Origin of the sequence: Ohtaekwangia koreensis (genome assembly GCF_900167975.1) — a bacterium.
In the GTDB taxonomy this organism is placed as follows: domain Bacteria; phylum Bacteroidota; class Bacteroidia; order Cytophagales; family Cyclobacteriaceae; genus Ohtaekwangia; species Ohtaekwangia koreensis.
This window is the reverse complement of sequence record NZ_FUZU01000003.1, coordinates 941,591-964,440: the sequence shown is the minus strand read 5'-3', so window position 1 is coordinate 964,440 and position 22,850 is coordinate 941,591. Positions and strand designations below refer to the sequence as shown.

The window sequence follows — 22,850 nt, the reverse complement described above, 5'->3', positions numbered from 1 at the left end:
TTGGCTGCCTCAGATATTTACCTATATTCTTAAAGCATGAATCAGATATAGGCTACGATATGCTGAGGATAAGCCGTTTAAGATGATGTTGCTTTCATTAAACAAAACTTGCGGTATTATAGGTATACGGTTAAAACCTTTTGCGTAAACCCACAACCGTGTTTGTGATCCACACATATTTACCTTCATCAAAAGATAATTCCTGGCGGGACAGTCCCAGGCTGATGTTTAGTATAAAATTTCGCTTCAGCGTTTTTTGCCAGGCAAATCCCACCCGTTGTGATTTCAGAATATAAATGCGATCTGCACTCAGGCCGGTAGAACTTTGAATCCTGCGATCGTCCGGAGAGAACCCATAGCCACCGGTGAGTCCGATATAGTTGTCTGCATCTTTGAAATATTTCCTGACCGTTAACGTGGAGGAGAACGATGTACCCGGCTCGCCCGGAGTAATATAGGGACGGAACGAGAACCAGTAACTTTTATAGTACCAGCCGATAGACCCTGTGTAGATCGTCACTTTGCTGGTTGTCCCAAAGTATAAATGCCGGAGACCTGCCGATGCTTCGAAGCTTAAAGGGAGCTTGGTGAACACCTCTGCACCAAAGCGATGTTGCGGAAACAAGTCGCTATCGGAATATCCATAATTGAGGTAAGCATATACACCCTGTACGATCCGGGGGTATAGATCAATTTCAGGTTGAATTCCATTGGAAGAAAAGCGATGCGCATAATTTAACCGGATAATGGATGAACCCCACCGGTTTGCACGCGCAAGTTGTACAGCCAATGAGTGCGCAGGATTATAGGTGCGACTGAAAAGATCGAGGTCATACGATACACCGGCAGTATATTTCATGCGTGCCAGACGAAAATCTTCCGATAACTCAAGGCCTTTGGTATGCGCTGGGTTAATGGACAGTAAGTGATTCAGTACACGTTGAGCTTCTTCCGGCTGATCAAGTGATTTTAGTATACGTGCCTTTTTGTATAAAAGATCTTCCGAATTAGGATAATAGGAGAGACCGGTATTTACAACGGTAAGGGCTTGCGCAAAGTTATCATCCCACATTTCTACATCTGTTAATGCGTTGAGCGCATCTTCATGTGAAGGCGATTTCGCCAAAACCGTTTGAAGTTCTTTTCGAGCTTGCGCACGCTGTTCGTCCCACGCATAAGTGCGCGCCAGGAAAATCCGTACATCCGTATAGTCTGGAGCGCGTTCGAGAATAGTGATCAGCATAGTCCGTGCTTCTTCCCGTTTACCATCAAAGGCGGTCTGACGTGCCTTTTCGAAAAGCTCATCAACACCCAATGCCTTCCATTCCTGTGCTGTGGAGGAAAATGCTGTAAGCATACACAACATATAGTATATGAAACATTTCGGGGATGCCATACTATTCTTTTTTTAGTTTACGAATCAAGTCCTTTGCAATCTCCTGGTTGGGATCTTTTGCTAATACCTCGAGCAGTATTTTTTCCGCGTCTTTATTTTTTCCCTCCAGTATCAGCACACGCGCATGGCGTGCACGCAGGTCTATATTGCTGCTGTCAATACTCAGACCTTTTTTGATGGCGTGTGCAGATTGCTGATGATGCCCTTGCCAATATTCAAGGTCGCCCCAGGCTACATATGCATCTGCATAATACGGACTGCGTTGTAGTGCCTGCTGTATATATAGCATGGCGCTATCGTAGCGTGCATCCCAGGCATAGGTTCTGGCCAGTAAGATGCGCGCATCGTGGTAATTCGGATTTTTATTCAGGAGATATTTCAGGATGGTACGGCTCTGAAGATATTGTTTTTCAAATGCAACATCCCGTGCTTTTATAAATTGCTGATCAACATCCAGTGACTCGATTTTCAAATCATCCAGTATTTGTTGCTCACTTGCTGAAAAAGTGAACAACACAAGTTTTGGAGCAGAGCGTTTATCAACCCTGTTGTGGTCGCACGCAAATGTATTTTTAGCTTTAAAACGTTTCAGTTTTTCAATCACGTTCTTTTTGATTGTCTCATTCTGAATCGGTTCCAGGTTCAGCCCTGGTAAAATCTTATATAGTCTGTCATCGGACAAGAAATATTCACCGTCTACATAATCGCGTATTTCATTTTTACTTCGGGTGAGTGCAACGTCCAGATTACTGGAGAATGTAGAATCAAAGTGCAAAGGCCCGGAAATAAAAGGCATTTCGTCAGGAAAATCAAAGTTATAATTTGCAGCAAGGTAGTTTAACAAGGTTGGCGTGATATTCGAATGGACCGCGAGTGAAGCAAATTTTTTTTCTTGCTTGAGAAGTGGCGAGTATACAATGAGCGGAATATGAAAACGTTTAATCTTATTACCAGGTGCCATGGGAATAAGCCGGTGATCACCCGTTACAATGAATATAGTATTACTGAAGTCGGCACGCGACTGATAGTGCCGAAACAGATTTCGTATCGCATTATCGGTATATAGCAGGCACGAGAAGATTCCTTTATTCTCCTGCACTTCCTTTTTTAAGATTGGGGAGGAAAGATTCTCAAGATGCCTGGAGAGCAGGGTATCAAATTTCGGATTCGGAGAAATAAAGGGTTCATGCGTTGTAAGTGTGAGGTATATATCCAATCGCGGAGCCTTTTCTTGCTTTAGTTCCTGTGCAGCAAAGGTAAAGACTTCATCATCCGCAAACCCCCACGATGATACATGTGTCGTCTGTCGATACGATGCCGGGAATTTACTTTCATCTATAAACCGATCTATGCCCTGATATTCCAGGAAGATATCCTGGTTATCAAAATGTGCGGAACCACCATAAAAAAAACTGGATCTATAGCCGTGGGGTTTAAGAAGGCTCACCAAAGTTTGATGATCTGGTAGAGAAGCGCCATAGCCCATAAACCCTTCGCTCCCATAAGGCAGCGACCCGAGTATACTCGGCAGTGCACCAAATGTACGACCAGCGTTGCTGACAGCATTCTCCCAGTAGAGGCTCCGTTGTGACAGTGAATCGAGGAAAGGTGTGAAGCCGCCATAGGGTGCCTGCGGTCCGGTAAAATCGCGACCAAGGCCTTCCACGATAATCATTACTATGGAAGGCGGTTCTGGTGCTTTATGAAAATATTGGCCCAGGCTATCGGTATACTCAACGCGGTGTAGAAACGGATATGCATTCGGATCAAAATTCTCTTGTATAAATTTGTCGCGGATATAGTCTTTTGTTCGATCAGTGAAATACCAGGTTTTGTTAACGGCTAAATAGTAATCTATATCCCGATCAAAATTCTCGGGCGCTGCATGGTGTGGAAGAATCAACGAAATGAAAATCACGAGCGAGCATAACGCCGCAAAAGCTGATATACCTTGAAGAAAATTTGCATGGTAAATCCAGTACAGTGCTGCTATAAAGCCTGTGAGTATAAGGATAAAGGTAATCAGGGCGCTTACACTTGTTCCTCCCGAAGAGCGTATCGTTGTGGCAATATCTCGGAGTGAGTATCCATATAGATCAGTGCTCAACGGGAACAGCGTCACGGTAAAGTAATGCGTGATGCAAAACGATAGTATCACAAGTCCTGTAAACAAAACGGAACTCACCACGTACGCTATACGAAGCGACCAGAGTGAAAGCATGAGATGCACAAGCATGACAACGGAAGCAAAAGAAAGCGATACAATTACATCATAACCTATACCGCGCAGTTCAAAGGCTGCCACGTTGAGGGTACTATAGTTGCTGGTTACAACAATATATTCATATAGCCGGATGAATACAGATACCACCGCGAACAAGAGTGTTGCTGGTAAAATTTTCTTTAGTGATTCGGCTATCGTATGCTTCATGCTGCTATGCAACTTTCTCTTTACGCTTATACTGAACAAATCCCTGGCGCGTCATTTCACCCCAGGATTTTTTTCCTTTCATCAGATCATAATTTCCTTTTATAGACCACCACACTACGCGTGGATGAAACCAGATCGGTTCGAGTAAAGCAATGGCAATCATTTTGAATATATCACGCTTGGCCGTGTATTTAAAGAAAGATGTCTCTTCTGCTAACATAGAGAACATGGAAATGAAAAACGCGAATGAATAAACGGCAAAGGTCAATGAAATGAAAAAAGTCCAATTCACTTTACCAAGTATAACGAGGAGCAGGAAAAACACGAGCCCTATAAACTCTACAAAGGGAGAGAGCCATTCGTAGAAAAACCAAAACGGGTAACTGAGCATTCCCATAACTCCGTACTTAGGATTGAAGAATAACTTCTTGTGGAGTGATAGAGTCTCAAAAGTACCACGTGCCCAACGGTTACGCTGTCGGCTTAAGATCGTAGCACTGGAAGGTGCTTCTGTCCAGCAAAGCGGATCCGGTATATAGGCAACCCGGTAACGCTGTCCCTGGTCTTGCATATACCTTCTCATGCGTACCACGAGTTCCATATCTTCGCCCACGGTTTTGTGATTATAGCCACCGGCTTTCAAGGCAGTCTCACGCTTAAATAAGCCGAAGGCTCCTGAAATGAGCAGTAGTCCATTCAATTTGCTCCATGCCATACGGCCCAATAGAAAAGCCCGTATATACTCTAACACCTGCATGCGTGCAAGAAGACTTACCGGGAGTTTTATTTCAATCAATCTTCCTTCTTCTATAATGCATGAGTTGGCAATGCGCACTACACCACCGGAAGCAATAACGGTGCGATCTTCCAGAAAAGGTTTTACCATTTTCAGAAGCGCATCTGGTTCAATGATACAGTCTACATCTATACAGGCCACGAGATCTTTCCTGGAGAAATTTAGCCCCACATTCAATGCGTCTGCTTTTCCACCGTTCTCTTTGTCCACTACAGTGAGTTTTTTAAAAGCTCTGTTCCTGGATTTATATATACCGCGTACCGGTTTTGTGGCTACGGTATATTGCAGATCATAATTTACTTTCACGAGGTCGAATGCAGGAATCAGTTTTGCCAGCGTATCATCTTTACTGCCATCGTTGATAATGATCACTTCATAATTATTATACATGATCGAAAGCAGCGACTTCACATTGTCGATGATGGTGAGTCCTTCATTATAAGCCGGGGCGATCAGCGAAATGCCTGGAGCAAAGGGTGATGAAAGGATATATTTATAATCTATGAAATAATTTCTTCTGATATAGGCATGCATTTCAATCATGGAAATGATGGCAAGCACCAGGTAACTCACTGCGATGGTAACGGCATAAGCGAGAATAAGTGTGTTAACGACCTGGTAAATAATATTCCACATTCAACGGTTGATTACAGTTATTGTAAAAGCGGTTCCGATATATGGTTGATGATACCGGAAAGTATACCATTCATTTCTGTATTGAAATCTTGAAGCATGTTTCGTGCTTCATCGTCCAGTGTATATAAAGCCTTCGTTGCGTAAAAACGCACGTGATAGTCCGGGTGGTCAAGATAGGTAAGGATCGCTTGCTTGTGTTCATGCGTATAACTGATTCTTCCGAGGCATCGTACCAGCCGTGCGCTGATCTTTTCATTGTTCCAGAATGTATCTGTTTTCGCGGTTACAACATCTGCCAGATCGTACGCTTCTAACTCAGTGATCGTTTCGAACGTGAGGGATACTACACGCACGTCGCTATGCGATAAAAGTTCGGGTAACTTCGTTACAGCAGAAGTTTGCCTCAGTTGACGTGCCATACTTAGAGAGAACAATACAACGTCTAGGTTACTACTTGTAAACCATTGGCTGAAATCCGGTATTCTGCGTGAATCAGACTTCGACAAGTGATAATGTATATTGATGCGCATCCACGGTGTGAGTTCACCGGTATAATGATCCAGAAAGGAAAGTGGCTTGTCCTGGTCAAGCCGCACGAGCGCCAGAAATGTTTCTTCCCGCAGCGTTTTATTTTTAGCAGTCAGAAAATTTCGGATAGAATGTATAGCATCGGTATAATTAAGTTCGGTTAGTTCCCGGATTCCCTGCGCTTTCATTTTCCACGAACCGCGTTTCAATTTTCGAATACTATAGCTGTGCAAGTCAAGCTCTATATATATTCGCTCCAATATTTTCGAAGTGGAACCGGATATAGTCTTCTTCAGCGCTACCAATTGATTCATCATGACCTGCCGCGCGAAAGAAGATTGCTTCATCACATTTTTCAGACTTTCAATCTTGAAACGATAAGATGAATCGGGAACCGCAGAAGTAGTTTCCATAATGATGATGGCATTCAGTGAGCGTTGAAAATGATTGCGTAACGCTACTTCATGCTGCTGCCGGTTGTTCTTGGTAAATCGACTGATAAGTATAAATGTGATGAACAGGAAGGCGGCGATGAAAAAGAACATCGCAATGAAGGTGAATACTTTTTCTTCATCAGTGATCCCGTAAGCATGTAGCCATTGTTCATACATCATGCATCATAAATTTAGCAGGCGTTTCACGCGTATAGCAAGTTCTGCCGGACTGAATGGTTTTGTGATGAAATCATTTGCACCCATATCGAAAGCCTGCAATACTGTTTCCTCAAGTCCTTCAGCAGAGAGAATGATAATCGGCGTATTTTTTTTTAGTACCTGCCGCACATGCGTTACGATCTCGAGTCCTGAATGGAAGGGCATGTGAATATCAGAGATAATAAGATCAAATGTATTCTCATCCAGTAAACGTTTTGCTTCGCGACCGTCAGCGGCTTTAAATACTTCACCGAAATTTTCGCGAGAGAGCTTGAATCGTACCATGCTAACCAATGCTTCGTCATCATCACAGACTAAAATTTTCATCATGTTCCTCTTATTAAAAAATTATTCCAGTGCGCTGGCGAGTAAATAACATTTATTAATTTATTAAATTTCTTTATGAAAACAACACCACGCTCTTTGAAAGGGCGCTACATTTTGTTTATCGGTTCCGTTGTGTTAACGATTATCGCTACGCAGGCAATTATCCAGTATGACTTGCAACGGCAAAATCAAGACGCGCATCTCATTAACACGGCAGGTCGGCAGCGCATGTTAAGTCAGCGAATTTCCAAACTGATACTTTACCTTAAAAATGATATTGTAGAAACCGGAGCTATACGTTTTAACCGGTTGGATACTTTGCGCACCCTGGTTGATAGCTGGGAAAATGTGCACCGTACATTGATTGATCAGAACAAGAACAATGCTAGAAGTAAAGCAATTGATTCACTGTTACAGTTGAATACAAGTCACCTCGCAGCCATTGCGGCAGCTTCCCGAAATATACTTGAAACTCCCACACTTCCTGTTATCGAGCAGGCAATTGACCAGATTACAACGGATGAGCTACCGTTTCTGCTGTTGATGGAGAAGACGGTATACACCTATCAATATGAAGCTGAACAAAAATTATACTATTTAAAAAAGATAGAACTGGCATTGTCTGGGCTAGCGGTTGCCATTCTGATATTCGAATTTATCTATATATTTCTTCCCGTGCTAAACCGGTTACGGACCAATAATAAAAAATTGTCCAGGCAGGCTAATGCGTTGGTGAAGAGTGAAAAGTTATACCGTCTTCTCTCCGAGAATACGAAAGACCTTATTTGTCTCTATACTCCGGAAGTCCGGTATAAATTTATCTCCGCTTCTGTCGAGCATATCACAGGCTATCGCACGAGTGAATTTTTGGGACAGGAAATATACCGGTTCATTCATCCGGAAGATCGTGATCGCTTGCAAAAAGGTTTTTCGGAAATTGCTTCCGGGTCGCATGATGTACAAAGTATGGAATATCGCATGGTGAGGAAGGACGGTGCGAGTATCTGGATGGAGGCTTATATAATGGCCACCTATACTGAGACTGGTGTACTCGATGGATTCCAGATGTCATCACGTGACATTACACAGCGCAAAAAAACGGAAGAAGCGTTGATGGAAGCAAAAGAAAAAGCAGAGACAGCAGCAAAAACAAAGGGTAAATTCCTGAGCATGATAAGCCACGAGATCCGTACTCCCATGAACGCGATCATTGGATTGACAAATCTTTTGCTTGAAGAAAAACGAAACAATGGACAGGCCGAGAATCTTAAGCTGCTGAAGTTTTCAGGTGAAAACCTGTTGACGATCATTAACGATATTCTGGACTTCAGCAAAATTGAAGCGAACAAAATCGAAATCAATACAATTGATTTTGATCTGAAGGAGATTGTTCAGCGCATAGTCAAGATGATGGAGTATCATGCCTTCGGAAAGAATGTAAAAGTATCGGCTCAGTATGACGATGAACTTCCGCAATACTTTAGGGGCGATCCCGTACGCATTACTCAGATTATTACAAACCTGATGGGGAATGCAGTAAAGTTTACAATGGAGGGAGAAGTTATACTCACCATCCGGAAAATTAAGAATACCGGAAGTGCCGTGACTTTATATTGCAGTGTTAGCGATACAGGCATTGGTATACCTCCCGAAAATATAGAATCGATCTTTGATAGCTTCTCACAGGCAGGCGATAGCAGTGCGCGGAAATTTGGTGGCACGGGATTGGGCCTTACCATTACGCGAAAGCTGCTGCGGCTTATGGACAGTGATATTGCCGTTGAGAGTATACCAGGTAAAGGTTCTAAATTCTATTTTACGCTCACGCTGGAAGAAGGTGAGAAGCCCCTGGAAGGAGAGACTGCCAACAGTGACCTTGTTACCATGTTGAAGAATAGAAATATTCGTGTACTGCTGGTAGAGGACAATCGCGTTAATCAAATTGTTGCTATAAACTTTTTACAAAGTTGGGGTATCCATACCGTTGTGGCGAGCAATGGAAAAGAAGCGCTTGAGTTGATCCTTGAAAAAAGATATGACCTGGTTTTGATGGATTTGCAAATGCCGGTAATGAATGGTTATGATGCTACGCAGGCCATCCGTGCGTTGGATGATCTATACTTTAAAAATATCCCGATCATTGCTTTGACGGCCTCTGCCATGATTGAGATGCGCGATAAAGTAATGATGACAGGTATGACCGACTATATGAGCAAACCATTCCATCCTGCGGATCTACAGCGGATCATTGCGAAATATATTCTGAATGGAGAGTTCGAGGCTACACCAGTGTCTATATCTAACCAACTTGATTTATATACCGAGGGAAATATAGAGTTTAAAAGAGAATTGATCCGGCAGTTCATAGATAACCTTGAAGAACTAAAATCAGCTTTTGAAAAAGCTGTAACAGAAAGAAATGCTGATATATTTCGTGCCGGTGTGCATAAGAGTAAAACAACCGTGAGTGTTATTAACCATAAGCCTTTGTCAGAAGCAATCAATGATGCCCGCGAAAAAATGACGGCTATATATCCTGGTAATGATTCATTTCCGGAGGCACTGCGTGTACACTTTTATAAAACCTGTGATGAAGCAGTGATACTCCTGAAAGATGAAATGAATAAGACGTATACTATACAACCGACATAACTTCCGGAGATACGATTTATCTGAGTAATTGTATCAGCTGATGAGTTCTTCAAAGGCAGAACGCAGGTTTGTTTCTGTAACCGGTTTTGTGAGAAAAGATGTAACACCTAATTCTCGGGCTTTGCTGATGTCGTTTGGGTTTTGTGACGAGGTAACGATTACGATTCGCATACTCTCTTTATTTGGAATCTTAAGTCTGTTAAAGGCCTCTATAAAACTGAAGCCATCCATAATGGGCATATTCAGATCCAGTAATATAACATCCGGCAAGGAAAGTGCTCCCTTGAAATAATCATTCAACAGCGTGATCGCTTCTTCACCATTCAATGCAGTATGCACTTCATTTACAATGCCCATGCGCTGAAGTGTTTTCTTACTGATTAAGTTACAGATTTGATCGTCATCAACTAGCAGAATTTTCTTCATGGTATATATATTAAATACATCGAAAACCGACTTGTGAAATTTCTATCCTGTTCACATGTTGTATGGAAGGGTAGTTGAAGATAACGAATTTGTGAACGGAGTAAAAGACGTCAGGCGATAATATTTTTTTACCTGCGTTTCAAATACGCTAGGCCATCCGTTGTGTGTTTGAACACGAGAAGAAATTTAATTTGATGCAACATGCTGTCTCATTTCAGCAATATATTATACCAGGATTGTTGCTGTTATAAAGTATATCCCAGATATATTCCAGGGCCATTAGTATACATCGGAATGATGGTCAGATCACTGTTTTTATTCTTCCATTTATACCGATGGGTAAGGTATGCGAGATTGGTGGAAAGAATACCGATACCAGCTCCAGCCAGCACATCGGAGATCCAGTGGCGGTTGTTAAGAACGCGCATAACGCCAACTGTAGTGGCCATGCCGTAAGCTCCTACGCTATACCATATACTTTGGTCGCCATATTCTTTAGACATAAACGTTGCCGTAGCAAAAGCTTGTGCAGTATGTCCGGAAGGGAATGAGTAGTTATTACTATCATCCGGGCGCGTAACCTGTGTAAATTGTTTTACAGAGAATACCATTGCCGCCATAATCATTTCAGATTTCATCAATAACAGCGAGCGGTTTCTGAAATCATGTTTGCCTTTTACACCCGCCATGTTTAATCCATATACTGCCAATACCGGTACATGCATCAGGTAATTATCAACGCTGCTGCGGAAGTTCGGCATGTACTCATTGCGTTCTTCACGAATCTCGTATCGATTAATAACCTTGTGGTCGGCCGTTGCATATATACCCAGCGCGATGAGTGTCACCGGAACCTTTACCGCGTGGAAAAGACTGTTTTTCCGTTTGAGTTTTTGATCGGGAAGACCCAGGTTCGCATCATCATAGCTGCGTTTCTGCTGATTAATCTGGGCACTGCATACTTGGAAAGTAAGACAAATACTTACAAATAAGGCTAGAGGTTGAAATTTCATAATGCTGTCGCTGATTCCCGGGCGTATCAAGGTATCAAGATACGCATCATTTGTTAATTGAAAAAGGGAAAACTAAATCTGAAAAGTACATGCATCATAACTTCCAAAAAGGAATTATAGTATGCATTAGCTTGTCCAAAATGCAGATTTTTGAATCTTTTTGCTTCGCATAAAAGCAAAGAACAGGCCAAATTGCCCCAATTTTTTACCTGCCACAACGCTCACTGTGGATGGGGTATTCAGTGTTTATACCTACCGGAACTGGTAGCGGATATATAATCCTGCTGCAGATCCGCTATACGAAGGCACAATCATTGTATTTTTTCTCTTGCTTCCCCATTTATAGCCATGTGTAAGGTACGCGATGTTGGTAGCCAATATACCAATCCCGGCTCCGGCCAGCACATCGGATATCCAATGGCGATTGTTCAAGATCCGCATAGCACCGATACCTGTAGCAACGGTATACGCCCCGATGGGGTACCATATACTTTGGTCACCATACTCCTTTGCCATAAAGGTTGCTGCAGCAAATGCTTGTGCCGTATGCCCGGACGGAAATGATGTAGGATGACCAGTATCGGGTCTGGGCACTGCTGTTATCTTCTTTAATGAAAATGTTAAAGCTGTCATGATCAATTCTGCTTTTATTAAAATGGCTGTGCGGTTTGCCATGGTATTTTTCCCTTTTATACCAACAGCATTCAAACCATATACTGCCAGTATAGGAGCAAACTGTAAATAATTATCGGCCTTGTGGTGAAAGGTTGGTGTATATTCATTTCTCTCTTCACGGATCTCGTGCCGGTCGATGATGTTATTGTTCTGTGTACTTAAAGCACCCAGTGCCACAAGCGTGAGTGGTACATATGTTGCCTGCAGCCATACGTTTTTTTTATGTATTGGTTCTTTCTGTAAAGTAAGGTTGATGGACGTATAGTTCTTGCTTCGCAGATTGTATTGACCAAAGCATAGCGAGATACGCAAGAGAAGAACGATCAGGATACCATATTTCATATGAATAAGTATATAGATTACGGATTTGAAATATTGTTATGTTATCAGTTAATATGTATACTAATGCATAAGTCCTTTGCGGAACGCATAACTTGCCGATTGATACCATGAAATTGCCTCACGGGTCAGTTTACTGTCATTGGCTATTGGACTAAGTGAATTAGTTTTGAAATTTACCAGGAAGGTTTGCTCTTTCTGTTGAGGAGATAGTACGATCAGTTTATTGTCGCGTACATACCCAAGACTCTGATACGTGCTGATGAAGATCCGTTCGCGTCCCGGTTCCAGCGCAAATATATCGTAACCATAAAATTTACTGGTATACGAAAAGTTCAGCAAGCCAAGCAGGGTAGGGCCCAGGTCGATCTGGCTCATAAGTCTGTCCATATGTGATGCCGGTATATTTGATGGTGAATAGATTAATAATGGTATATGATATTTCTGAATTGGTAATTCTGATTTCCCGGCACTGGACGCGCAGTGGTCTGCGATGATCACAAAGACTGTATTGGCAAACCAGCTTTTATGGCTGCAAGATTTGATGAATTTGCCAATTGCATAGTCGGTATATTTCACTGCACCTTCCCGGCATGTATGCGAGGGTATATTGATGCGTCCCTCGGGATATGTATACGGGCGATGATTAGACGTTGTCATGACATGAGCAAATACAGGTTTGCCAGCGGCGATGGTTTTTTCTATTTCGTGTTGCGTAAGTGTAAAAAGATTTTCGTCAGCAACACCCCATATATTTTCATAGTCAATTTCTTCATCCTTCAATTCATTACGGTCAACGACACTATAACTATTGTTTGCAAAGAAGTAGCCCATATTGTCAAAATAGCCGTAGCCTCCATAGATGAATTTGCTTTCATAACCTTTTTGCTCGAAGATTTTTCCCAACGATGACATGTGCTCGTTGTGTGGTCTTCTTACAATGGACTGGCCCGGTGTAGGTGGTACACACAGCGATAATGCTTCGAGGCCGCGAACGGTGCGCGTGCCGGTGGCATATACCTTTGTGAATAACAGACTTTGTGTAGCCAATGAATCCAGAAAAGGTGTAATCCCTTTTGTGCTTCCGAAGGTGCTCATAAAATCTGCGCTCAGACTTTCTACCGAGATCAATACCACGTTGAGCCTTTTTTCCTTCCCGCTATGTGTTACTTTACGAGTGAGATCGTGCTTTTCATTCGATATATATTGTGACTCTGCTGTATGAATAAGTTTTTTTACTTCTATAAATGATTCTTCATTCGGTATTTTTTTATAAAACTGTTCGTAGTTAAGTTCATTGTTTCGGTAAGCAGCAAAGAGTTCATACATACCGTTCGCTGCAAGTTCATTTACATACGCGTTGCTGCTAAAATGATGGCCGCGGTTTGTTACGGTAAAAAAGAAAGTTATAGGCAGGAGAATGAATACAAGAGCAATGCTGCTTCTTTTTTTCAAGCTCATAGGCAACGTATCGGTAGTTCTGATCCGGTTTCGTAATGCGTATTGAAGAAGAAGACAGAGCGTAATAACACCAGCGACAATCCAGGCAACCGGATAGGATTCTTTAATATTCCCTAATACTTCATTGGTATAAACCAGGTAATCTACCGCTATAAAGTTGTAGCGCGCACCGAACTCATCCCAAAAGAACCACTCTGCAACTGCATTGAACAAGAGAATAAATGTTAATAGAGAGAAGAATCCGTAAAGTATATATTTACTCCACGCTTTTGAATATATACGTTGTGGCGTGATCCATATATAGAACAATAAGGGTATAATGAAATAACTTGCGTTGATAAGGTCGTAAAAAAGTCCCAGTATAAAGATGCCTGCTATATTGAGGATTGTTATATCAACTCCCTGGATTGATTGGATCAGGAACACTACGCGTGTGATCATTGAAATGCTGACGAGCAATCCGATAAGAAGAAGAAGGTTGCTGAACCGGCTTTTGGTGAATCGTTGCAGAAAGGCAGCGATTGATTTTTTGGTAGACATTGATCAGAAGTATTTACCCTGCAAATCAACCTATAGATTCTGAATTTAATCTGAACGTTTATTTTACTATGGCAATGCTATATATTTATCTTGTAACGGGAGTATAATATGTGGAATACTATAGTTATGTAAGTTGTTACCGATTTTTAGCGGGTATATTTTAAATGAATATACACCATTAAGGGCTAAAGACTTTAAGAAAAAAGACTTGTAATAATTCTGAAGAAATTCTGAATCAGAATTTTACTCTAAAATAGTGCGCCCCCGATTGATATGCATATGTAAGATTATACCCCGAGAGGTCGCATATTTTTTTTACAATTGCCAATCCAAGGCCCGTGCTGGAGCGGTTGGTGCTTTCTTTATGAAATCTTTCAAATATTTTTTCTGAGCCTTGCTTAAAGGGTTCTCCCGGATTTTCGATGGTGAGAATTCCATCTTGTAGCTTGATTTTAATTTGGTCGTGATGTGTTGTATGCTGAAATGCATTTAGTACGAGGTTGTTGACCAGGATTTCCAAAAGTACTTTGTTTCCCTGAAGTATAAATGGTGAAGTCGTTAAAATATTCGGAGCTGTGGTTGCTGTGAGTTCCTGGTAATTCAAAATTGTATCACGCAGTATCTGCGTTATATCAACGTCTTCTTTATCAATGAACTGTTGGTTTTCTATTTTGGAAAGCAGCAGCAAGCTCTTGTTTAATTTAGAGAGACGTTGGTTTGTATTGGTCATGTCTTTTACCAATGCAGCTTGTTCTTCAGTTAATGCTTCATCTTGCATCAACAAGTCAAGCTTGGATTGTAAAATGGCGAGTGGTGTTTGCAGTTCGTGTGATGCATTCTCAATAAATTCTTTTTGCTGCTGAAATACTTCCATGTTCTTATTAGTAAGTGAACGTATGGCGGCATTCAGATCATCGAACTCATCGATTCGCGTTTCTTCATATTGAAACGATTCAGATTTATTCAGTTCATATGCTTTTAGTTTGGTAAGTGTTTTATAAAATGGTTGCCAGATTTTTTTGGACAGCGAGCGGTTGATCAATAAGAAACCACCGAGCAAAAATAAGACTAACAAAGTTTGAACGAGGCCAATCACCAAAACCAGATCTTCGCTTTCTACAAGCGACATGCGCATGATGAGTTTATACCACTTACCTTTAACAATAAAGTAAGAAGTTGCTACGCGATAGGGTTTTGCCTCACGATCGATGCTATCATAAAGGGAAGTGGTTTCATAGAATTCATCTTTACTGCCGGACGATGCCGGTTGAATGCTGATGTCATATGCAAGTTCATCAAAGACGTGGAGATCCACTTCAAGGTCTTCCAAATATTCATAGTTGCGTAAGTGGTTGATGAACTCTTCGCGTTGAAGATGCAGTGTTTTATCGATCTCTTGTTCGAGGATTTCCCGAATGGTGATGAAGAATAAGGGCACTCCGATAAGTACCAGTAATAATGAATAATATAGGAAACTTCTCAGATTTACATTTAGTAACCTCATGTGGTAAATTTATATCCTAGTCCGTAGATCGTTTTAATATAATCCGGACACCCGGCATCGGCTAATTTCTTTTTTAGATTTTTTATGTGCGCGTATATAAAGTCAAAGTTATCCATTACTTCTGCTATATCTCCGGTTAAATGCTCCGCTATAGCATTTTTGGAGATGACTTTATTTTTATTGGACAGCAGGAATATCAGCAGTTCATACTCTTTTCGTGTGAGGGGTACTGCTTTCTCCGATATCGTGACCGCCATGGCCGCAGTATCGATTTTTATCTCATTGAATTCAAGTATATCGCGACCGTTGAATAATCTTCTTCGTACAACGGCTTGTACCCGTGCAGCAAGTTCTGCCATGTGAAACGGCTTTGCCAGGTAGTCGTCAGCTCCCAGGTTCAGGCCATTGATTTTGTCATCGATGGAATTTTTAGCAGAGACAATAATTACTCCGTTATTTTTCTTGAGAGCTTTTAATTTCTCCAGAAGCAGAAGACCGTTTCCGTCAGGCAAAGAAATATCCAATAAGATACAATCGTAATCGTGAACCGTAATTTTATCAAGTGCTGTATCGTAATAATGGGCCTGTTCACATATGAAAGATTCAGAACCCAAAAACTTGGCCATGCTTTGAGCAAGCTCAATTTCATCTTCAACAATAAGCACTTTCATAATTCTGAATAGCGTAATATCCGCTGGAAATATACCATAAAGCGTGTTTGGAATCCAGTAGTTTAACGGTCACGTCTTGTATTCTGGAACAGGAGTAAAATTCAACAAGGATTCTGAATAAATCCTGAACTGGATATTTATAGAGAAGGAATCATCCTCATCCGAAAAGCATTCATCGCATATTTGCCCAGCTTGGCCGTGAGCCTGTGATTAACGTATGCTCCTACCACCGCGCCAATGCCAGGCACGAGTTGTAGAAGTTTAGCAATGTCAATATAGTCACGATACTCTTGTTGAAAGCTGCGCCAGTCAAATTGATTAGTATCGTTTGGCAAGAGAAGTTTTTCTTTTTCCCAATTTGCTATTGTAGTATAGATTCTGTTACGGTGTTGTTGACTGGAAAACGTAAGCTGAAAAATATGAAGCAGATATATACGTTCTTTGTAATCCTTTACATCAACGCCATATAGTGCTGCGATGTCAAACAGCATTTTCATTTTGATAGTAAGCCAGATTGGAAAGTCTGCTAGTCCGAGTAGCAGTCCTCCGGCACCGGTAATAGCGCCTTCAGCAGTAGCCGTATTCCGATGTTTGCGAATCGTTTCCAATACAGCTGCTTCCCGTTCTTGTAGTGTGGCGAGAACCAAAGGTTTACTCGAAGTTATACCAATACCAAAAATCAGCGCGCGTGTCATTTGTTTGATCGCGGTAGTAATGGTTCCATGTATTTTTTCAGGAATGATGCGATTGATCCGTTCCTGTGTGGTCTTGGAGAACCTGTTCAGGAAAGAAGGTTTTTTTTGCATGCGCTTTTGCCACTGCGAAAGTTCTTTCTGAACCTGCTGATCGTACGAAGTGGTAAGATTACTTTCAGCGCGCATACTATATTTTGTTGAAGTGTTATGAATTCATGTAGAGTATAGAAATGTCGTGCCCGTTGCAGAAAGCATTTGCTTCTTTAAAACAAAGCATGCTTTTTATGGTGTGTAGAGATTTATCATCATATGAATGTATATAGGTTGATGAGGTCAATAACAATCCATAACTTTTTACTGCGATATCAATTACCTGTCGCAAGATGTACCGGTCCGAGTAACCCTGCATCCAACCGTTGCCATTCTGGTTTGATGGTGATATTGGTTTGAGTATATCTTTTATCGGCAGGTAGCCCACGATCACCCACCAGTCTGTTTCGCCATGAATTTACAACTTCTATCTCCAATTGATTTCCCTTCTTCCGAAGCTGTTTGGTTACCTCCATTCTAAATGGAGGCGTCCACGTCACACCAATCTCCTCACCGTTTAGTTTTATCCGGGCAATCCCGACATCCTGTATATTTCCAAGTATAATGAAATACCGGGTGTCCTTTTTGGATTTGGGGAAATCAAATGCTGAGGTATATATAATTTTGCCTGAGTAATTTACCACACCCGCTTCAAGGCGTTGTGTTAAACTTGTAAGCGTATCAAGGTTTAGCGATGCAGGTACTCCCATAGATGTGTCCAGTTTTACTTTCCAGGGCCCCTTTACGTTCAGTACATTCTTATAGTGTAAAGCATTGGTCGTAGATGTACCCGCTGTAGATGGTTTTGCGTTATTGCGAAAGACAACAAACATAGAGCCATAGGGATCGAATTCTAATGGAAGTATAGTTCTCCCATTTTCTTCACGGAAAGCCTTTGCTGTTTGTATAGTACCGGTTACAGCGTCCCACAGTTCAGGCTGTTTTCCAGTGGTGCGAAATGAAAAGCTTGCGGCAGACTCCGCCTGGTTCTGACTGCTTACAAAATATATATCGTCACCGTTGACAACGCGATGTATATAGTCGAAATTTCCATTCTTCTCATTGTTGATAACACTGAAATCGGGAGGTACTCCGTTTTCTGCCAGTACATCCCGTACAGCTTTTCCCCAGATGATTTTCCCGGTACCAATGTTCTTTGCTCCAACCGTATCTATACCATTACCCCATAGTTCACTGACAATGTTTTTAAATTCGGTTGTACTTCCCGGATTTCCGGAGAGACTAACAAGGCGTTCAGGCCTTGCACCTATAATGATGGCTCCGTTGCTCGCCAGTGTTTTGATCTTACGCAATGCTGCAAGTGATAATACTTTATGCGTAGGCAATACCAATGCGCGATAAGAGACACCATGAGGCAGTACGATCTTACTATCTTTTACCTCTAGCGCCAAAAGCCGGTCTTCGTTGATAAGATCATAATCGTAGCCTGGTAATACATTGGCAGGATCATGTTCTTTGAGGTGACCAATGTTGGGTACGTGATCGCCATAATAATATAGTATATCCGTTACCGTGGTGCCGGGCTGTTGTTGTATATATTGACATCGCTTTAGATAATCGAAAAAGGTTTTTGAAAGATGCCACCACGTTATGTTTGGATTGATGTGCGTGCCGGCAAAATATTCCTGACCGGGAAGTCCCATTTCTTTCGGAGAGCATGTGAACGTATGCAACACGACCAGGTTGAGACCGGAGCAAACTTCATGATCGAATGCAGGCTTCATGGTTGCCCACGGTACATCATTCCAATGTCTGCCGATGGTAGTAAAGGACTCTGCACCGACAAGCTGTTTATTATATATATGTGCTGCACTCGATGCCTGTTTAACAAAAAAGCGTTCTTCATGGCGTGAGCGGTGTGGCGAGGGCGACCAGAATTCACTCATCATAATTTCATTGAATCCATAATTTTTCAGGCCGTCCAATGGTCCTGCATGCGGCCCCGCAGATTCCGGTTGAATGCCGATGCTATATTTCGCTGCACGCTCCGAGAAGACACGGTAATGATTGTCTGCTATGCAGTCTCCTATAGTTTTACGAAAGTCCGCCAGGAATGCATTGCTCACCTCACGATTCTCAATGATCTTGCCCGCTGCTATCGGCAAATAGGTATATAGATCATACCCTCTGCGTTTTTTAAATTCTTCTGCAAATTGATCGGACCAATTTATACCACCGCATTCCCAGCTATCCGTTTGCAAGTAGCGAAGTGTAGTGCCTGCCATCGGACCGATCGATTGAAGCAATGGATCCACGAAAGTGTCCCAATACCGATTAAAGTATTTAGCGTTCATATAGTCAATGACGCGGCCCTGCCATTTTCCGCTGGACGTTGAAACTTCTGCTCCACTGGTGGTAAAACCAAAGCGCATGATGGTCCATTCACCTGCCGGTACCTGCCATTGCAGTTTTCCATTCGCGTCAAGCTTATTGTGAAGCACAACGATATCGCGAAGAACAGCATCTTCTTCATGTATAGAAGACGGAACATCATCCAGTAATTTTTCTGTATCATACCCGGAACGACTTCCTTCCTTAAAAGCAGCTTTCACGTCCAGGCTTCTGATAGGTGCACGCTCTGCAGGTATATATCTTTTCGGAAATGCGATTACCACTATATCTTTATAGTAATTATCATGCACAGGAGGTAAGGGGAGAGGTTGCGTTGTTTTCAATGGTCCTGTCACGGTAAGTTCAGACCATGTAATATGTTTGGTTGCTTCTTCCGGAGTAACATCGGGTCCTCCTAAATTCCATCCACTCTGAATGTTAAGGCTGATCACGAGTCCGAGACGATTTGCTTCTTTTATAGCATGAACAAATAAATCACGCCACGCATTACTCCCAAACATAGGCCCTTCCGGTACATCACCATTCCCTTGTTGTGTCTGGCCACCAGCATCTACTATACATGCACCGCTAAAGCCTTTCAGCTTCATTTCTTCAAGGTCACGTGTTATAGCTTCCTTCGTAACATTGCCATTCAGCCACCACCACCAGCAACGAATGCCATATTGTTGTGGCGGTTGTTTGAAGTGACGCGCCAGAGTTGAGTCGCTGTCAGATCCGATACCCGAAACCCCACTCTTCTCTATATTGAAAAATCCGGTGCTCAGGAGCGCAACCATCAACATGGACAGGCTGGACAATATTATTCGTGAAAACATATCTTAATATTCAGTAAAAAAATCGTGGTTAAAGCTCAGGACTTGAAGCTTAAAATTTAAAGTTATCGAATCATATTTGAATTTTGTAATTTTGCTGCATGTCAAACATAGAAACGCTCGAAGATTTTTATAAAAAGAAATTCAACTGGCTGCCTGACAACCTGCAGCAGGATATAGGTCACTTCAATGTATTCCGCCTGGAAGACTGCGTGGGACCCAATGCTGTACCGGTGCAATATAGTCGCAGAGACTTTTATAAGATAAGCTTAATTCGCGGCCGGAACGTTTATCACTATTCAGATAAGAGTGTAGAGATAGCCGGTACAACGCTTATGTTTTTTAATCCGCATGTTCCCTATGCCTGGGAATCTCTCTCGGATGATAAAACCGGTTTCTTCTGTATTTTTAAAGAGGCATTTTTTACAGAAAGACTGCGCGGTAATATAAATGAGCTACCTATGTTTACGATGGGCAGTAAACCATCGTATATATTAAATAAGAGTCAGGATAAACATGTGAGTCAGATCTTTACGAAGATGCTGGAAGAAATTGATTCCGAGTATGTATATAAATACGACTTGCTTCGGAACTATGTAACGGAGATGATTCACTATGCATTAAAGATGCAGCCTACGGAAACGCTATATCAGCATACAGATGCGAACTCCCGGATCACGGCTATATTTACTGAGTTGCTTGAGCGTCAGTTTCCGATTGAATCACCGGCACAACGATTTTCCATGCGTTCTGCAAAAGATTTCGCAGAGCAACTGGCAGTACATGTTAATCACCTGAACCGTGCCATTCGGGTAACCACCGGTAAAACAACAACCGACCACATTTCAGAACGCCTTGCCGCTGAAGCGAAAGCATTATTGAAACATACCAACTGGAATATTTCAGAGATCAGCTATAGCCTTGGGTTCGAAGAACCTTCTCATTTCAATAACTTTTTCAAAAAGCAAACAAGCGTTACCCCTTCATCTTTTAGAATTGTTTGAATTTTGCAAGCATTGGTTTGAAAGAAGTAATCGCCAGCCTGTTGCAGTAGTCTAATTTTGTTCCTGTCAAAAGGAATAAAATATGAAAACAAAAAAAGTATGGTTCGTGACGGGAGCTTCAAAAGGTTTGGGACTCTCCATCGTAAAAAAATTACTGGAACAAGGATATCAGGTAGCGGCAACCTCGCGTAAGGTTGAGGACTTGAACAACGCAGTGGGTACACGCAACGGCAACTTTCTGCCAATAGCAGTAGATCTTTCCTCAGAAGTGAGTGTCGGTAATGCTATAGATCAAACCGTAAATCGCTTTGGCAGGGTGGACGTAATTGTGAATAATGCCGGGTATGGTTTAGCAGGTGGTATAGAGGAACTGAGTGATCAGGAAGTACGTGGTAATTTTGAGATCAATGTGTTCGGGCTATTAAATGTTATCCGGAAGGCAATGCCCTATCTGCGCGGCCAGCGCTCCGGTCATATATTCAATATATCTTCTATTGGTGGATTTACGGGAGCGTTTCCAGGCTGGGGAATATACTGTGCTACTAAATTTGCAGTATCTGGTTTAACAGAATCACTTGCGGAAGAAGCAAAGGCTTTTGGTATAGATGTAACCGTAGTAGAGCCCGGATATTTCAGAACGAATTTTCTTGCTGCAAGCTCGATGGCAGTTCCTGCTCATCAGATTGATGAGTATAAGAATGTGCGCGAGTCACAAAGCCTTCATCAGAATACGTTGAATGGTAATCAGCAAGGTGACCCTGATAAAGCTGCAGATGCATTGATTGCTATAGCAAAAGAGAAAAATCCACCGCTGCATTTGTTGCTCGGTGAAGACGCCTATACCATGGCGTTGCAAAAGATGGCAACGCTTCAGCAGGAAATTGAAACCTGGAAAAATATAACGGTGTCAACAGGGTTTGCCAAGGAGGGAGCACAATCATATATAGGTATGTGGGTTACAAAAGACGGCCATATTCGTCAGGAGCTTTTGCCAGGTGGTAGGTATGACGAGGCGCGTGGTACGAAGAAGAGCGCCTACACCGGGAGCTATACTATAGATGGTGACCACATTGAATATATAGATGATACAGGATTTACCGCATCAGGCGATTTTCGTGAAGGCGTTCTTCACCATGGAGGCTATCTGTTCTATAAAGAGGAAGCAGTAAAATAAATATTGATCCAATAAGCATGTTGATCATTTTGGATTGGCATGCTTACATACGGTAGGTTAAAGAAAACGAATATTATATAGATGTGATAACATTCTTTAATATATAGTAAACATCAAGAAGGAGTATAAATAAACCTCAGAATTATCGATTGCGGAAAATTCTTTTATAAAATTTAAACTATGTAGAAACTTTTTGGAATAGATCGATGTAGTTAGGCCTATAGAAAACTAAAAACGTTCTTTTTCGTTACATCGATTAATTTCAATACATAAATGAGTATTTTAGCGCCAAATCCACCAGCGATGAACTCTAAGAAGGCAGAGAAGATCTCGAAAGCTTTGGCTGACCCTAACCGATTACTCATTTTGAAGGAGATTAAAAAAACGAAGGATTGTCTATACTGTGTGGATATCAATGATATCCTTGATCTGGCGCAACCATCGATCTGTCATCACTTGAAACAATTGACAGATACTGAGATTATACTTGCGGAAAAGGAGGGAAGGAATGTTAAGTACAAGCTTAACAACAAGGTGCTCGATGAGTATATCAAGTTCCTGGAAGCGTTGAAGAAAGACTAATTTTTTTCTTTTCAATAATCGATTAATTTAAATATATCAATAAATACTAGCTTCTGAATAAATATGAGTTTT

General features: G+C 41.8%; 17 protein-coding genes. 4 read left to right on the top strand and 13 right to left on the bottom strand.

Annotated features, from left to right (window positions below):
* Positions 1-130: 130 nt before the first annotated feature.
* The 5 genes from B5Y40_RS23070 to B5Y40_RS23050 are packed head-to-tail and all read right to left on the bottom strand — an operon-like array spanning position 131 to position 6,770.
* A complete protein-coding gene (locus B5Y40_RS23070) occupies positions 131-1,396 on the bottom strand; it encodes a YaiO family outer membrane beta-barrel protein (RefSeq protein ID WP_079689187.1) in 1,266 nt (421 codons plus the stop codon).
* A 1-nt stretch (position 1,397) separates the two neighbouring features.
* Entirely contained in the window at positions 1,398-3,827 is a 2,430-nt protein-coding gene (locus tag B5Y40_RS23065; RefSeq protein ID WP_143785893.1) for an LTA synthase family protein, read from the bottom strand.
* Positions 3,828-3,831: 4 nt separating this feature from the next.
* Positions 3,832-5,259 carry a glycosyltransferase family 2 protein gene (locus B5Y40_RS23060; RefSeq protein ID WP_143785892.1) on the bottom strand — a complete coding sequence of 476 codons (1,428 nt, stop codon included), beginning with the start codon at positions 5,257-5,259 and terminating at the stop codon, positions 3,832-3,834.
* 17 nt (positions 5,260-5,276) lie between these two features.
* The gene (locus B5Y40_RS23055) at positions 5,277-6,401 is read right to left on the bottom strand and encodes a HEAT repeat domain-containing protein (RefSeq protein WP_079689185.1); all 1,125 of its coding nucleotides are present in this window, start codon (positions 6,399-6,401) and stop codon (positions 5,277-5,279) included.
* A 3-nt stretch (positions 6,402-6,404) separates the two neighbouring features.
* Positions 6,405-6,770 carry a response regulator transcription factor gene (locus B5Y40_RS23050; RefSeq protein WP_245840717.1) on the bottom strand — a complete coding sequence of 122 codons (366 nt, stop codon included), beginning with the start codon at positions 6,768-6,770 and terminating at the stop codon, positions 6,405-6,407.
* Positions 6,771-6,842: 72 nt separating this feature from the next.
* On the opposite strand from B5Y40_RS23050, the gene B5Y40_RS23045 reads away from it, so the two are divergent.
* Positions 6,843-9,419 (top strand): ATP-binding protein, encoded by a 2,577-nt coding sequence (locus B5Y40_RS23045; protein WP_079689184.1) that lies wholly within the window; start codon positions 6,843-6,845, stop codon positions 9,417-9,419.
* A gap of 33 nt (positions 9,420-9,452) precedes the next feature.
* Here the strand turns inward: B5Y40_RS23045 and B5Y40_RS23040 are convergent, their stop codons facing one another.
* The 8 genes from B5Y40_RS23040 to B5Y40_RS23005 all read right to left on the bottom strand — a co-directional run bounded on the left by B5Y40_RS23040 (position 9,453) and on the right by B5Y40_RS23005 (position 20,021).
* A complete protein-coding gene (locus tag B5Y40_RS23040; protein ID WP_079689183.1) occupies positions 9,453-9,845 on the bottom strand; it encodes a response regulator in 393 nt (130 codons plus the stop codon).
* 245 nt (positions 9,846-10,090) lie between these two features.
* Positions 10,091-10,858 (bottom strand): phosphatase PAP2 family protein, encoded by a 768-nt coding sequence (locus B5Y40_RS23035; RefSeq protein WP_143785891.1) that lies wholly within the window; start codon positions 10,856-10,858, stop codon positions 10,091-10,093.
* 252 nt (positions 10,859-11,110) lie between these two features.
* Complete coding sequence (locus tag B5Y40_RS23030) at positions 11,111-11,875, bottom strand: phosphatase PAP2 family protein (RefSeq protein ID WP_079689181.1); 765 nt, start codon at positions 11,873-11,875, stop codon at positions 11,111-11,113.
* A 60-nt stretch (positions 11,876-11,935) separates the two neighbouring features.
* Positions 11,936-13,873: an LTA synthase family protein gene (locus B5Y40_RS23025; RefSeq protein ID WP_079689180.1), complete on the bottom strand. Its 1,938-nt coding sequence runs from the start codon at positions 13,871-13,873 to the stop codon at positions 11,936-11,938.
* A gap of 235 nt (positions 13,874-14,108) precedes the next feature.
* Positions 14,109-15,377: a sensor histidine kinase gene (gene porY, locus B5Y40_RS23020; protein ID WP_079689179.1), complete on the bottom strand. Its 1,269-nt coding sequence runs from the start codon at positions 15,375-15,377 to the stop codon at positions 14,109-14,111.
* Positions 15,374-16,048: a response regulator transcription factor gene (locus B5Y40_RS23015; RefSeq protein ID WP_079689178.1), complete on the bottom strand. Its 675-nt coding sequence runs from the start codon at positions 16,046-16,048 to the stop codon at positions 15,374-15,376. The genes porY and B5Y40_RS23015 overlap by 4 nt, the downstream gene beginning before the upstream one ends.
* Positions 16,049-16,185: 137 nt before the next feature.
* The gene (locus B5Y40_RS23010) at positions 16,186-16,929 is read right to left on the bottom strand and encodes an EcsC family protein (protein WP_079689177.1); all 744 of its coding nucleotides are present in this window, start codon (positions 16,927-16,929) and stop codon (positions 16,186-16,188) included.
* Positions 16,930-17,108: 179 nt separating this feature from the next.
* Positions 17,109-20,021 (bottom strand): glycosyl hydrolase, encoded by a 2,913-nt coding sequence (locus B5Y40_RS23005; protein ID WP_079689176.1) that lies wholly within the window; start codon positions 20,019-20,021, stop codon positions 17,109-17,111.
* Positions 20,022-20,119: 98 nt separating this feature from the next.
* On the opposite strand from B5Y40_RS23005, the gene B5Y40_RS23000 reads away from it, so the two are divergent.
* The 3 genes from B5Y40_RS23000 to B5Y40_RS22990 all read left to right on the top strand — a co-directional run bounded on the left by B5Y40_RS23000 (position 20,120) and on the right by B5Y40_RS22990 (position 22,778).
* Positions 20,120-21,022: a helix-turn-helix domain-containing protein gene (locus B5Y40_RS23000; RefSeq protein WP_079689175.1), complete on the top strand. Its 903-nt coding sequence runs from the start codon at positions 20,120-20,122 to the stop codon at positions 21,020-21,022.
* Between the two features lie 82 nt (positions 21,023-21,104).
* A complete protein-coding gene (locus B5Y40_RS22995) occupies positions 21,105-22,196 on the top strand; it encodes an oxidoreductase (protein WP_079689174.1) in 1,092 nt (363 codons plus the stop codon).
* Positions 22,197-22,499: 303 nt separating this feature from the next.
* Complete coding sequence (locus B5Y40_RS22990; RefSeq protein WP_079689315.1) at positions 22,500-22,778, top strand: ArsR/SmtB family transcription factor; 279 nt, start codon at positions 22,500-22,502, stop codon at positions 22,776-22,778.
* Positions 22,779-22,850 lie beyond the last annotated feature (72 nt).

Bases quoted from the DNA above. Each gene is read 5' to 3' on its own strand.
- B5Y40_RS22995 (WP_079689174.1), top strand. From the start codon at position 21,105: ATGAAAACAAAAAAAGTATGGTTCGTGACGGGAGCTTCAAAAGGTTTG.
- B5Y40_RS23030 (WP_079689181.1), bottom strand. From the start codon at position 11,875: ATGAAATATGGTATCCTGATCGTTCTTCTCTTGCGTATCTCGCTATGC.
- B5Y40_RS23060 (WP_143785892.1), bottom strand. From the start codon at position 5,259: ATGTGGAATATTATTTACCAGGTCGTTAACACACTTATTCTCGCTTAT.
- B5Y40_RS22990 (WP_079689315.1), top strand. From the start codon at position 22,500: ATGAACTCTAAGAAGGCAGAGAAGATCTCGAAAGCTTTGGCTGACCCT.
- B5Y40_RS23010 (WP_079689177.1), bottom strand. From the start codon at position 16,929: ATGCGCGCTGAAAGTAATCTTACCACTTCGTACGATCAGCAGGTTCAG.
- B5Y40_RS23005 (WP_079689176.1), bottom strand. From the start codon at position 20,021: ATGTTTTCACGAATAATATTGTCCAGCCTGTCCATGTTGATGGTTGCG.
- B5Y40_RS23055 (WP_079689185.1), bottom strand. From the start codon at position 6,401: ATGATGTATGAACAATGGCTACATGCTTACGGGATCACTGATGAAGAA.
- B5Y40_RS23050 (WP_245840717.1), bottom strand. From the start codon at position 6,770: ATGATGAAAATTTTAGTCTGTGATGATGACGAAGCATTGGTTAGCATG.
- B5Y40_RS23065 (WP_143785893.1), bottom strand. From the start codon at position 3,827: ATGAAGCATACGATAGCCGAATCACTAAAGAAAATTTTACCAGCAACA.
- B5Y40_RS23070 (WP_079689187.1), bottom strand. From the start codon at position 1,396: ATGGCATCCCCGAAATGTTTCATATACTATATGTTGTGTATGCTTACA.
- B5Y40_RS23015 (WP_079689178.1), bottom strand. From the start codon at position 16,048: ATGAAAGTGCTTATTGTTGAAGATGAAATTGAGCTTGCTCAAAGCATG.
- B5Y40_RS23000 (WP_079689175.1), top strand. From the start codon at position 20,120: ATGTCAAACATAGAAACGCTCGAAGATTTTTATAAAAAGAAATTCAAC.
- B5Y40_RS23035 (WP_143785891.1), bottom strand. From the start codon at position 10,858: ATGAAATTTCAACCTCTAGCCTTATTTGTAAGTATTTGTCTTACTTTC.
- B5Y40_RS23045 (WP_079689184.1), top strand. From the start codon at position 6,843: ATGAAAACAACACCACGCTCTTTGAAAGGGCGCTACATTTTGTTTATC.
- B5Y40_RS23025 (WP_079689180.1), bottom strand. From the start codon at position 13,873: ATGTCTACCAAAAAATCAATCGCTGCCTTTCTGCAACGATTCACCAAA.
- porY (WP_079689179.1), bottom strand. From the start codon at position 15,377: ATGAGGTTACTAAATGTAAATCTGAGAAGTTTCCTATATTATTCATTA.
- B5Y40_RS23040 (WP_079689183.1), bottom strand. From the start codon at position 9,845: ATGAAGAAAATTCTGCTAGTTGATGACGATCAAATCTGTAACTTAATC.